Source organism: Ignavibacteriota bacterium, assembly GCA_013285405.1.
Classification (GTDB): Bacteria; Bacteroidota; Ignavibacteria; order Ignavibacteriales; family Ignavibacteriaceae; genus IGN2.
The window spans coordinates 847,650-861,012 of the sequence record CP053446.1 but is presented as its reverse complement, the minus strand read 5'-3'; the positions used below and the strand labels follow the sequence as shown (position 1 = coordinate 861,012).

General features: G+C 32.7%; 11 protein-coding genes. 6 read left to right on the top strand and 5 right to left on the bottom strand.

The window, feature by feature from the left end; all coding sequences use genetic code 11:
- The first annotated feature begins 58 nt into the window (after positions 1 to 58).
- Positions 59 to 1,654 carry a DUF4301 family protein gene (locus HND39_03715; GenBank protein QKJ95457.1) on the top strand — a complete coding sequence of 532 codons (1,596 nt, stop codon included), beginning with the start codon at positions 59 to 61 and terminating at the stop codon, positions 1,652 to 1,654.
- A 54-nt stretch (positions 1,655 to 1,708) separates the two neighbouring features.
- Here the strand turns inward: HND39_03715 and HND39_03710 are convergent, their stop codons facing one another.
- The 3 genes from HND39_03710 to HND39_03700 form a co-directional block, all read right to left on the bottom strand.
- Complete coding sequence (locus HND39_03710) at positions 1,709 to 1,972, bottom strand: hypothetical protein (protein QKJ95456.1); 264 nt, start codon at positions 1,970 to 1,972, stop codon at positions 1,709 to 1,711.
- A gap of 194 nt (positions 1,973 to 2,166) precedes the next feature.
- The gene (locus HND39_03705) at positions 2,167 to 2,805 is read right to left on the bottom strand and encodes a response regulator transcription factor (protein QKJ95455.1); all 639 of its coding nucleotides are present in this window, start codon (positions 2,803 to 2,805) and stop codon (positions 2,167 to 2,169) included.
- A 14-nt stretch (positions 2,806 to 2,819) separates the two neighbouring features.
- Positions 2,820 to 6,077, bottom strand: a complete 3,258-nt coding sequence (locus tag HND39_03700) for a hypothetical protein (protein ID QKJ95454.1) — start codon at positions 6,075 to 6,077, stop codon at positions 2,820 to 2,822.
- 268 nt (positions 6,078 to 6,345) lie between these two features.
- Here HND39_03700 and HND39_03695 point away from each other — a divergent pair, with 268 nt between their 5' ends.
- Together HND39_03695 and HND39_03690 are read left to right on the top strand one after the other, a co-directional pair.
- Positions 6,346 to 7,272, top strand: a complete 927-nt coding sequence (locus tag HND39_03695) for a radical SAM protein (GenBank protein ID QKJ95453.1) — start codon at positions 6,346 to 6,348, stop codon at positions 7,270 to 7,272.
- The gene (locus tag HND39_03690) at positions 7,272 to 8,519 is read left to right on the top strand and encodes a DUF2029 domain-containing protein (GenBank protein ID QKJ95452.1); all 1,248 of its coding nucleotides are present in this window, start codon (positions 7,272 to 7,274) and stop codon (positions 8,517 to 8,519) included. The genes HND39_03695 and HND39_03690 overlap by 1 nt, the downstream gene beginning before the upstream one ends.
- A gap of 29 nt (positions 8,520 to 8,548) precedes the next feature.
- Here HND39_03690 and HND39_03685 read toward each other — a convergent pair whose 3' ends face one another.
- Positions 8,549 to 9,235: a class I SAM-dependent methyltransferase gene (locus HND39_03685; protein ID QKJ95451.1), complete on the bottom strand. Its 687-nt coding sequence runs from the start codon at positions 9,233 to 9,235 to the stop codon at positions 8,549 to 8,551.
- Complete coding sequence (locus tag HND39_03680; GenBank protein QKJ95450.1) at positions 9,232 to 9,489, bottom strand: hypothetical protein; 258 nt, start codon at positions 9,487 to 9,489, stop codon at positions 9,232 to 9,234. The genes HND39_03685 and HND39_03680 overlap by 4 nt, the downstream gene beginning before the upstream one ends.
- 549 nt (positions 9,490 to 10,038) lie before the next feature.
- On the opposite strand from HND39_03680, the gene HND39_03675 reads away from it, so the two are divergent.
- From HND39_03675 to HND39_03665, 3 genes are read left to right on the top strand one after another with little or no spacing between them, the layout of a single operon-like run.
- The gene (locus tag HND39_03675) at positions 10,039 to 11,079 is read left to right on the top strand and encodes a glycosyltransferase family 9 protein (GenBank protein ID QKJ95449.1); all 1,041 of its coding nucleotides are present in this window, start codon (positions 10,039 to 10,041) and stop codon (positions 11,077 to 11,079) included.
- Positions 11,080 to 11,081: 2 nt separating this feature from the next.
- Positions 11,082 to 12,197, top strand: a complete 1,116-nt coding sequence (locus tag HND39_03670; GenBank protein QKJ95448.1) for a glycosyltransferase family 4 protein — start codon at positions 11,082 to 11,084, stop codon at positions 12,195 to 12,197.
- Between the two features lie 3 nt (positions 12,198 to 12,200).
- A complete protein-coding gene (locus HND39_03665; GenBank protein ID QKJ95447.1) occupies positions 12,201 to 13,361 on the top strand; it encodes an amidohydrolase family protein in 1,161 nt (386 codons plus the stop codon).
- Positions 13,362 to 13,363: the final 2 nt, after the last annotated feature.

Here is a 13,363-nt window from a genome sequence, read left to right as displayed (position 1 = left end):
CTAAATTTATTTAATTATTTTTGTTATAAGAATAATTATCAAACAAAAATTTTAGAATATGCACTCCAATCAAACAGAAGAAATTCGAAAGGAACTTAGTTTAGAGAAGAATCTTGATATTCCCATCGATTCAATAATCGAACAATTGAAAATATTTGAGAACGGCGTACCCTGGATTAAACTCTATAAACCTTGTAATATCGGCAATGGAGTAAAAGTTTTTAATGATTTTGAAAAAGATGAATATATCGGTCGGTTTCAATCAGCTCAGGACCAAGGCAGAGTAATTAAATTTGTTCCGGCTTCAGGTGCAGCTACAAGAATGTTTCAGAAATTATTAGCAGTTACTGCTAACCCGGATAATTCGGATTATAATAAGATATCTGAGAAAGCCGCAAGAGGCGATTCAGAATGTAAAGCAACTTTGGAATTTTTTGATAACATCAGACACTTTGCTTTCTATGAAGACTTAAAGAATACTCTAATCAAGGATGGCAGAGACCCGGAAGAATTAATTAGTCAGAAGAGCATTTCCGAATTGATTAATTACACGTGCAATTCTGATGGTTTAAATTATGCACATCTTCCGAAAGGCTCAATATTGTTTCATTCATATTCTGATGGATCAAGAACCGCTTTTGAAGAACATCTCGTAGAAGCGATAAACTATGCATCAGGAAAAGATAAAACAGTAAAAATACATTTTACTATCTCACCTGAACATGAAGCTGAAATTAAAAACCTATTCAAAGAAATTTATAGTAAATACAACAGACTTGGATGGATCTTTGATGTCAGCTTTTCATTTCAAAGTTCTGAAACAAATACGGTATCAGCAACAGTTGATAATAAAATATTCAGAGACGCAGACGGAAAAATTCTCTTCAGACCCGGAGGTCATGGTGCATTGCTGAATAATCTGAATGAGTTAAATGAAGAAATTGTTCTCATTAAAAATATCGATAACATAGTTCCTGATCAGATTAAAACAGAAACATATCGATATAAAAAAATTATCGGCGGTTACCTGATTTATCTTCAAAGCAAGATTTTTGAACTATTAAATAAACTTGATAGTGAAGATGTTTCTGAAACAGTAATAAAGGAAGCTGTTGCATTAATTAAGACAGAATTTGAATTGGATCTATCGGCAAAGCTGAATACAAAATCTTCAGATGAATGGAAAAAGTATTTCTTCGATCTTCTGAATCGTCCGATCAGGGTTTGCGGAATGGTAAGAAGAGAGGGGCATCCGGGAGGAAGTCCATTCTGGATTGAAGATCTGAATGGAGAAATATCAAAACAAATTGTTGAATCAACACAGGTAAATCTTTCTGATAAAAAACAGGCTTCAATATTTGACGAGGCAACTCACTTTAATCCAGTTGATCTTGCTTGCGGAATCAAAGATTATAAAGGCAGATTATTCGAACTAAAAAAATTTGTAAATCCGGATACAGGATTAATAACTAATAAATCAAAAGGGGGTAAAGAATTAAAGGCACTTGAACTTCCGGGATTATGGAATGGCGGAATGTATTACTGGTTAACAGTATTTGTTGAAGTTCCTAAAATCACTTTTAATCCGGTTAAAGAAGTCAACGATTTGTTGAAGCCCGAACATCAACCTGCAGAAAATAAAGCTAATAATTAATGAAGTGGATCACCTCACGTGGCAGATGAGGTGATCGCACGAGGAGGGCGTTATTTAGTTTGCAAAATTTTTCGGTGGATTGTGAACAATTTTTCTTATTGTATCAAACTGCAGATATGGATACTCTGCTCTTAGAGAATCGATTGCATCACCAGTCCGTAATTTCTGAGAACGAAGCTGTTTAAATTTTTTCCTGATGATGTAATCCCGTACAGCTCTTTCGTTAATTAAACCTCTTGATAAGAGCAGTTCATATATCTCATCGCTGATTAAATCAGCAATTGGATTTGATAGTTCTTTCTTGGTTAGTGTTTCCATTTGCGCACCCTTTCAATTAATAAATTCTTTAAATTTTTTTTAAGAATTTTTTAGAAACTGTGAATGAGTATTCTGAATCTCTGGTTTAAAACTAGCAGAAAAATTCAGGTAATCAATTACATGATTATGTAAATATATTCGTTGTGGAATTTGGGAAATGATTTTACCTACATATCTATGTAGGAGTAACCCGATCAGATAATTTTTTTACGAATTGCTTTTGCCACAGCTTCAGACTGTGTATGTACGTGTAATTTTTTATAGATATTTTTAATATGATGACGGACGGTATCAACACTTATGAATAACTGATTGGCAATTTGCTGATAATTATTCCCGCCAGCCAATAAAGTCAGGACTTCCTTTTCTCTGGGACTCAATTCGAATTCCTGTTGTTCCATCTTTGTGTCTTTTGATTCTTTAAAAGCAGTGATGACTTGCCAGGCAATCTGGCTGCTCATTGGGGATCCACCTTCATAAACTTCTTTAATTGCTTCAAGTAATTTTAGCGGAGGAGTTTTTTTTACTAAATACCCGCAAGCACCCGTACACAAAGCATCAAAAACCTTCTCACTATCCTCATAAATTGTGAGCATTAAAATATCAATATCAGGTTTTATTTTTTTTGACTCTCTGATTCCTTCAATACCATTTATTCCGGGTAAAGCAATATCCATTAATACAACATTAGCATCCAGTGTGTTTAGTTTAAGAAGAAAACTTTCACAATCTCTGAATGATCCAACACATTTGTATCCATTCGTTCCATTTATCAGAACAGCTAAACCTTCTCTTATTGTGTCATTATCTTCAACTATAGCTACATTAATCATTTAAACTCCGGTAATCAATCAAACAATGATTTAACTCTATTTATTTTCCCAAGCTTTCCGGTAAAACTGATAACCGTTCCTTTTTCTTTTCCGGAATCCCACATGATATTACCATTTATTTTATTTGCTCTTGCCTTCATATTTTTAATTCCATTGCCAAACTTAACATCATTCAGATCAAATCCGCGTCCATCATCTCTTAGAATAATTTTAATAGTATAATTATTGTAAAATGCTTCAAGAATAATTTTTTTGCAACCGCTGTGCTTGATTGCATTGTTAATGGCTTCTTTAAACATTAAAAGCAGATTTTGTTTGTATTCCATCGGCAGTTTAATGTCATCGCTCTTCTCAACATTATTAACCTGGAATGATATACCGATGGAGCTAAAGAATTCATTATAGGAATCTTTTAACTTTATTATCAGATCGTGCAATGAATCTCTTTGTGGATTTACAACCCAAACAATGTCACTCATTGAATCAACCATTTGTCTTGCAGTATCACTGATTTTTTGCAAATCTTTTTTTACAACAGAGTCAGAACCTGAATCATATTCATTTCTTCCTGCAACTTCACTGAGGATAGATATTTCGGTTAAACCGGCACCGATATTATCATGCAAATCAGATGCAATTTTCAATTTTAATCTCTCAATCTCCAACTGACTTTTAATTCGAATAGTTCCGAGATAATAAATTAAAAGCGCAAGCGCAATTATAATAAGAGTTACGAACCACCAGGTTTGATAGAATGGTGGGTTGATAATAATTTTAATCGAAGCTGCATTCTCGTTCCAGATTCCATCCGCATTCGTTCCTTTTACTTTAAACGTGAATTCGCCAGCCGGAAGATTAGTATAAATAGCAGTTCTGTTCGAGCCATCAGTAGAAATCCATGACTTTTGAAATCCTTCGAGCAAATAGCTGTATTTGTTTCTTTTGGGAGAGAAAAAATCAAGTGCAGAAAATTCTATCGAAATAAAATTCTGATCATAAGATAATCTGAGTTCCTCCGGTTTACCTTTAACTTCAACATCCATTACTTTAACCCTGGTGATTACAATAGTGGGTGCATATTGACTGATAACAATACTGTCAGGATGAAAATAATTAAAACCATTGATGCCGCCAAAATACATGAAGCCATTTGAATCTTTAAAATAAGCTCCACCACTGAATTCAAGACTTTGAACACCATCTTCAATTTTAAACTGAGTGAATTTTTCATTTGAAGTGTTGAGTAGAAAAATTCCATCATCTGAACTCAACCATAAATTTTGAGAATTATCTTCGAGTATTCCGTAAACAACCGTACTGGTCAATCCATCTGATGCTGAATAAACTTTGAATAAATCAGATGATGGATCAAATTTAACTAATCCACCTCCTGAAGTACCAATCCAAATTATTCCTTGAGTTGATTCAGTAATAGAAAGAATTTTATTGTTGATTTGCAATTGATCATCGTCGGGAGGAATGAAAATCTCAAAAGTTTCATTAGCTGCATCAAACTTGCTTAATCCACCGCCATAAGTTCCAACCCAAAAATTGTTTTTACTATCTTTTAATATTGTATAGACCCGATCATCCGAAATTGAGTTAGCAGCATTGGAGTTGTGTCGGTATGCTTTGAAATCCGGCTTTCCGGAAGAATTATCAGCAAAAGTAAGTTTGTTAAGTCCGCCTCCGAATGTAGCTGCCCAGATAATATTTTCTGATTCAACATAAATGTCCAAAACCTGATTTGCAGAAAGAGAATTCAGATTGCCGGGTTCATTTTTAAACACATCTATTTTTTGATTTGATTTATTAATTCTGTTTAGTCCGCCGCTGTATGTACCGATCCAGATATTTCCAAACTTATCCTCGGCAAATGATCTTATATGATTATCACTTAGTCTATGATTTAAATCTGATTGCTTGTTGTAAATAGTAGTTTGTTGATTATGCAGGTTTAGTACATTCACTCCGCCACGATAAGTGCCAACCCAGAGATTTTCATTACTATCTTTGAACAATGACCAAACAACATCATCATTTAATATTAAAGTTCCCGGTGAAGTTCTGTTAATAATTTCAAACTTAGTATTAAATTTCTGAATTTTTGTTACACCTTCTCCCAGATGTGAACCAGCCCAAATAACTCCAGATCTGTCTATGAATAGTGAAAGTATTTCAACATCATGAAAAGCATTCTGATGTGAAGAAATTTCTGATAGGTTAACGAAAGAATTTTTACTTATATCGAATCCGTCAATCCCGCCTCCAAATGTTCCTATCCATAAAAACCCATCAGTATCCTGCTGAATAGCCATAACATTATTATCTGAAATACTGTTTTTTAATAAATTGTTCACGGAGTAATGCAAAAATCTGGCTTGATTTGGTTCAAGAAATTTATTTTTGAGATCAAGTTTATTTAAACCTGTGTTAAATGTACCAATCCAAATATTTCCATTTCTACCTTCGTACAGACAAGTAATTTTATTATCGCTGACAGAGTAACTTATACCGGAATTATGTTTAAAGTGTAAGAAATTATAAGATGATTCATTTTCATTAAGTTTGTTCTGAGAAGAAACTGATGAAAGCCTGTTCAATCCACCTCCAAAAGTTGCTATCCAGATAGTATTATTCTTCTCAATTAAAATATCTGTAATTCTGTTTGAACTAATACTGAAAGAATCAGAGCGATCGTTGTAAAGATGTACTGAGTTATGATTTTTTCTGTTAAAGATAATTACTCCAGAACCCCAGGTACCAATCCATAAATACCCGTTTTTATCTTCGGCTAGGGATGTGATTGAATTATTTTGATTACGTGAAAATGCTAAAGGATATTCATAATAATCATCTTCGTTATAAATTTTGGATGAGAGAAAATCGTTTATAAAAAATCTTTTAAACTTTTCAGTTTTTCTGTCGAAACAATTTAAATAACCATTTACTGTGCCTACCCAGATATATCCATCGCTGTCCTCATAAAGAGCCGAAATGAAATTATCGGAAATTGAAGTAGAATCCGAATGATCGTTTGAATAAATTCGAAACTCATATCCATCATAACGATTCAAACCATCTATTGTTCCAAGCCACAAATATCCGTCCTTATCCTGTATCATTGCAAAAATTGTGCTTTGAGAAAGACCATCAGCATCAGTAAGCTGATTAAAAAAATATTCGTTTGTTTGGGGATATGCCGACAGAATGAAGAAAATGGAGGACAATATAAATTTATTAAGCATCATGTAGAAAAAAGAAATCGTCATTATTTCACTTACTCGAAATATAGTAAATTGAAGCATTATTTTATCATCGTCAATTTTTCTTTTAAATAATTCAACGGATTAAAGTTTTTAAAAGATAACCATGTCAATTAAATTGGTATTCAGAAGTCAGCCTTTTTAGCGATTATTGTTTATGAAAATAAATTTGTCAGATACGATCAGTAGATATTTCACTTTAAAATCGCACAGGATTTATTCACTGCCGATTTTAATATTAATGCCACACAGCAGGTGTAACTGCCGTTGTGTTATGTGTGATATCTGGAAAGGAAATCATAATGTAAAGCAGCTTGAAGAATCTGATATTTCGAAAATGCTCGATTCATTTCGGAAATTGAATACCAAGGAAATCGTTATGTCCGGCGGAGAGGCTCTTATGCATCCGAACTTTTTCAGATTTTGCGGGATAATTAAAACAAGAAAAATTAAAATCACTCTGCTTTCAACAGGATTGTTATTAAAGAAATATGCATCGGAAATATTAGCAAATGTAGATGAGGTAATTGTTTCACTGGATGGTTCAAGAGATATTCACGATAAAATCAGAAATATTCCAAATGCATTTGAGAAATTAAAAGAAGGAGTTCAGGAATTAAAAGAACTAAATCCTGAATTCAGAGTAACAGCCCGAAGTGTAATTCAGAAAGAAAACTATTTGGACTTCCCAAATATTGTTGATGCTGCAAAAGACATCGGATTGGATCAAATCAGTTTTCTCACCGCTGATGTTACAACTGATGCTTTTAACCGTGCAGAATTGTGGGAAGAGAAAAAAGTCAGCGAAATAAAATTATCAATTGAAGAAGTGAAAAAATTAAAAGAGATAATAGAATCGCTAATCATTTCTCATTCGGTAGATTTTGAACGTAAATTCATTGCTGAATCACCGGATAAAATCAGAAGATTCTATAATTATTATGCTGCATTTTATGGATTGAGTGATTTCCCCAAAATAAGCTGTAATGCGCCCTGGGTTTCAACAGTAATTGAAGCTGACGGAACGGTCCGTCCTTGTTTCTTTCATAAAAAAATCGGGAATATTCATGAAAATGATTTAATGGAAATATTAAATTCCGATGAATCAATTTTGTTTAGAAAAAATCTTGATATGAATACCGATTCAATATGTAAAAAGTGTGTTTGTTATCTTAAACTATCACCACTCGCTAAAATTTAATGTCGGTTTTCAAAAATCGGATCGCAAAAAGTATAGCCCATTACAAAATATATATACTTTGGATTGTCTGTCTTTTGCTCTTCACATTTTTAATATTTCACATCATAAACAATTTAACTAAGTCAACACACGGGTTTGCCGCTTACTATACAGCATCACGATTATTTCTGAATGGAGAAAAGATAAGTAATTTTTATAATGATGATTGGTTCAGTTCAAAAGTTGAGGATTATGTTCCGGGAGTGTATGAAATTTATCTCGTGAATATCCCAACAACAGTTTTTATCGTCTTACCATTTTCAGCATTTGATTACGAGACTGCCCGAATCATCTGGATAATAATTAATTTTCTGCTTCTTATTTTTACTGTCGTATTCATTATCAGGAAATTAGATTTCACAAGTTACTGGGTCCCGATAGTATTTATCACATTTCTTGTATTTCAACCGTTATATACAAATTTCTCGTACGCTCAGGTTTATATTTTTATTTTATTCCTGTTGGTATTGTCCTGGCATGCATATAATACTGATAATCAGAAATTGCTTGGAGTTCTTCTTGGTCTCCTTTTCTTGCTCAAAACTGCAGGAGTAATAATCTGGTTACTGCTCGTGATTAAAAAAAAATGGAAGAGCCTGATCTGGATTTTAATTACAATGGCAACATTAATATTAATTACACTACCTTTTATCGGAATTGAAAGCTGGTTTGCTTATAGCAATCGGCTATTAGGTTATACTTCCAATTCTGAATTGGCGGTTACTGCGTATCAGACAATACACAGTTTCTTTCATCATCTGTTTATGTTCGATAAATATTGGAATCCATATCCGGTTGAAAATATTCCGATACTGGCTTCAACACTAACGATATTCTTCAGCATCGCAGTAATGATTATCACTGCTTTTACGGCTATAAATTTCAAATCACCGGATCTTGAATTTTCTTTCCTTATAGTTGCAGGGACGATATTAAATCCTGCGTCAATTGATTATCATTTTGTGCTATTATTAATTCCAATAATAATATCTATTGATGTGCTTCGAAAAAATCATTCAGGAAATTTGTGGATTTTGCTTTTTATTTCATTTTCTCTCATCGCATTGAAACTGCCATACACCTCTTTAAAGATAACTAAAGGATTTACTGCGGTATTTGCATATCCGAAATTGTATGGTTCACTTGGAATGTTAATTTTTTTCCTGCTGTTTTATTACCGCTCAAAGAATGAAAGAAATAAAACATAATATCGGGAGATGTTTAACCACGATTGTGGTTATTGACTCTGTAAACTAATAATACTGAATATGAAATGATTTTCTCCCCAGGTTTTTTTATGAAATACTTCCTTCATCAGGAAATTATATTCTCTTGCAATCGATTTGATCATTTCAATTTCAGCCTCATCTGAAATTACCATAAGTGCGGTTGTATCATCATAAAAATTATTTCCAAGATGTGAAAACAATTTCCGGAAATACTGGAAATCATCGCCGCCAAACCATGCTAATTCTTTTTCGCTCGCAGGATTTTTTTTGTAATAAGGTGGATTGATAACTATGTAATCATACCTTCTATGTGGTATATCATCAAACAAATCTGAGTGAACAACTTCCACGTTTGCATCAGTCAACTTCACATTTTTTTCGATGTTGTAAACTGCGGTAAGACTCAAATCAGAAGCAGTTACAAAAGCTCCATGTTTCGAAGCAAAAATTGATAGCAAACCTGTTCCGGCTCCCAGCTCAAGAAGATATTTTTCATGGAGGTCAAGTTTAGCAAGATAATTAAGCAGAATTTTTGTGCTGAAGAAAAATCCCGGATGAAAAACGCCAGGGAATACAATAACATTTATTCCTTTGTATTTAAATTTTCTCTCTTTTGAAAGATATTTTTCTGTTGCAGGATACAGAACTCTGAATGCAAGACTTTTAATGAGGCTTTTCTTTTTAAGTGGCTTCACTCAGTGTAAAATCCTTCCACTTCTGGTCTTCGGTATTTTAACCAGAACTTTTGCAATGCTTTTAATTCGTACGGAAAGTTGAAGAAATCAGTTTTATATCGGAAAGATGAAAGAGCTTTCATCGTCTTCTTCTGAAAAGAAGTTAATTTAAAATCGGATACTGTAGGATATTGAGCATTGATGACAGTTTCGAAATTCAAAATCTTGTTTACCATTTCAGGAGTCAACCATGGTGTAAGAGGATTTTTCCGCAAATCAAAATTTGCCCAATGTTGATCAAGCCAATCTTCAAGTTTTTCCGGAAACCTGAACCCGGTTTTTAGAATTTGAGCTTCTTATATTAAATAATATTACTTTATTCATATTCAACTTCTTACAATATACAAATCTTAATGTATACTATTCTATAATGTAAGTTATATATTTCTATACTCTTAAGATGAGCAATTATATAAATACAAAGAAGATGCTGTTGAACAAGCAATAGGGTTTGTATTCTTAGTTAAAAGCCAGTATAAAATATAATGTTTCTATTAATTTAAGGAATGCTAATTCAAGAATAATTAGAGTTGTTAAACAGGGTGAGTCTCACATTTTATGTTACTATCAATTTGTAAAAACTTTACTAATTAATATTGTATTTTTAACTAAGTACTTGTTAATAATTATTAGTATTCATAGCTTTCGTAAAAATCTTACCTTATCTTTTTTAATTTTAATGTAATATCTTTAGTGGAAGAATTTCTACCTAATAGTAATAGCAGAAATTATGATATGCTGAATAGGTGGATATCTGAATATTAATGAATGAAATTTTAAACTTTAAACCATGGCATTCTGAATCTCTCCCAAGAAGAATTCTAATTATTCGTTTACAAGCAATGGGGGATGTTGCTATTACACTTCCTTACGTACAAAGTTTAAAAGAAAACCTCCCGGCAAATACAACGATACACCTTCTAACGCGAAAAGAAGTAAAAGACATACCCGATTCTATAAGATTATACAATTGGATTTATTCAATAGGTGGCGGTAGAAATACTAAACTCCAATTCTTAAGTTTATTATTATTGCTACCCAAGCTAAAAATTAATAAGTATGACGTTGTAATTGATTTACAAAGAAATAAGATGAGTAGACTTGTGAGAAGATTTCTTAAGCCTTTGGCATGGAGTGAGATAGAAAGATTTTCTGCAACATCCGCCGGGGAAAAATATAAAAAAGGAATAGAAGCGATCGGTTTATGTTCTATCAATTTGAATACCGGATTACAATTAAATAATCCGGATGCAGGGAAAATTAAATTGATGAATGCAGGATGGAATTCTTCAAATATGCTTGTTGTATTGAATCCTGCAGGTGCTTTTAGTACACGCAACTGGCAAATTGAGAACTATGTTAAATATGCAGAATTATGGAGAAAGAAATTTCCCGCTACTCAATTTTTAATTCTTGGATTAAAAACCATTTCTAAAAAATCTTTGTTTCTAAAAAAAATGCTGAAGGATCATTTAATTGATTTGGTAAATGGTGAAGGAACAACTTTAGCAGAAGCATTTGCAATCATAAATAAAACTTATTTTGTTTTAACGGAAGACTCAGGATTAATGCACATTGCTTGGGTATCAGGAATTCCAACACTTGCTTTATTTGGTTCCTCGCGTTCAGATTGGTCCGCACCACAAGGAGAGCATTCATTATGTCTTAATTCATCTGATTTAGAATGTGGAAATTGTTTACTCGAAGTTTGCAAGTATGGTGATGTACATTGTTTGTCGCGTTATACACCTGAATTAGTATTTGATAAAACAATTATCTTACTAAAACGAACAAGCAGATTATAGCGGTGAAAAGAGTTGCAATTATAGTTAACGGCGGAATTGGTAACGGAAAATTTCTGCAAGGTGTGCCCTCCATGGTTTACCTAATTGAACGGCTTAGCCATGATTTTGAAATAGTGGTGTATTCATTAATTAAAACTGAAATAAAAGAAGTCTCAAAAAATTTCAAGCTAAAATCGATCTTAGCTAATATAAAATCACCAGGCTGGTTTAAAGCATTTTTACTATTGTTTCTGTTCTTGAAAGATCATATGATAAAAAGATATGATTTGATTCATGCTTTCTGGGCATTGCCTGCCGGGCTTCTTGCTGTAAAGCTGAGTAAGCTTTTTAAAATTCCGTGTATTGTAACATTACAAGGTGGCGAGACAGCTAATCTTCCCGAAATTAATTATGGCAACATAGTAAACGAAAAAAGTAGGAGGAGAACATTAGAAGTCTGCAAGAATGCAAGCAAGATTGTTCTTCTGACAAATTTTCAATTGATGCAACTAAGATCGCTCGGTGTACATCGTGATGACATTGATATTATTCCCTACGGCGCTGAAGAAAAACTTTTCTCTTTTATTAAGACAAAAACCTTTTCAGAACCTTATAATTTCATCCACGTTGCAAACCTCACAGATGTGAAAGACCAAGCAACATTATTAAAAGCCTTCAAAATTTTAAGTGAAAAAATGAATTGCCTGCTCACAATAATTGGTGATGATTTTTTAGAAGGTAAGATCCAAAAACTTGTTCAGGAATTTGGGCTTAAGAATGTTCTATTTGTTGATGCTGTTCCACATCAGGAGTTAAACAATTATCTCTCAGGTTCACACTTTATGATTCACACTTCGTTACATGAAGCACAGGCAGTCGTAATAAATGAAGCAGTGTCAAGCGGGGTATTGGTTTGCGGAAGCCGGGTCGGACTCATTTATGACCTTACGGATGATTTTTGTATTTCGGCTGATTGCAGAGATTATACTACTTTGACAAAAAAAATTCTTGAATTAATATCTGATAAAGAAAGAATAGAAAAAATAAGAGCCTCTGCATACGATTGGTCAATGAAACATTCGGCATCATGGACTTATGAAGAATATAAAAGAAATTATAAAAAACTGACAAATAATTAATAGATGTCATCAGTTATTCTAAATAACATTTCAATTCTGAATAATTCAGGTGATCGCTTTTATGTTTCGATTCTCGACGGCAAAATTAATACGGTCAACGCCGGACTGATCAAAGGTCAGGGTAATTCAAATATAATTAATTTTAAAGATGCGTTAGCCTTCCCAGGATTATTTAATGCGCATGATCATCTTGAATTTAATCTCTTCCCTCGTTTAAGTTCAAAGATTTATAGAGACTATCTTGAATGGGGGAATGATATTCACAGATTATATTCGATAGAAATTAATACTACATTGAATATTCCAATTGAGTTAAGAATGAAATTTGGAATGATTAAGAATTTGTTCAATGGAATCACTTCTGTTATACATCACGGAAGTAATTCTATTAGAAAATCAGATCAAATTATCAATGTATTTGGGAGTTATAACTATTTGCATTCAGTCAGTTTAGAAAAGAATTGGCGCATAAAGTTAAATATGAGATCAAATAAACTTCCTTTTATTATTCATCTTGGAGAGGGAAGTGGAGAAACTATTGAAAATGAGATCAATAAACTATTCAAATGGAATTTGTTCAAAAGGAAAATAATTGCAGTGCATGGAATTAGTATAAATGCAAACCTCGCGGATAAGCTGGCTGCACTGATTTGGTGTCCCGATTCAAACTTATTTCTTTATAAAAAAACAGCTAACATTATTGAATTAAAAAATAAAATACCGATTTTGTTTGGATCCGATTCGAACCTCACATCTGATCCAAATTTCTGGAATCATATCAGGATTGCAAGGCAGTTTAATGCATTAAATGATGAAGAATTAATTAATTCTATGACATCATTGCCGGGTGAATTGTTAAATGTAAAAGGCATTGGCAAAATTAAAAATGGATACCAGGCTGATATTGTTGTTGTGAAGAAAAAAAGTGAAAATAATTATGATGCGTTTTTTAATGTTAATCCTGAAGATATATTAATAATTATCCGATCCGGAAAAATCATTCTCTTTGACGAATCATTGGAAGGTGAATGTGCATATTTAAACTATAATAAGATCAAAATTAGAGGTTCAATAAAATTTACAGATAAAGAAATAGTTGCAATAATTAAAAAGTTAGAAGATCACAAGGTTCAACTCCCTTTAGAAATTTCGATCGTTGACTAGTC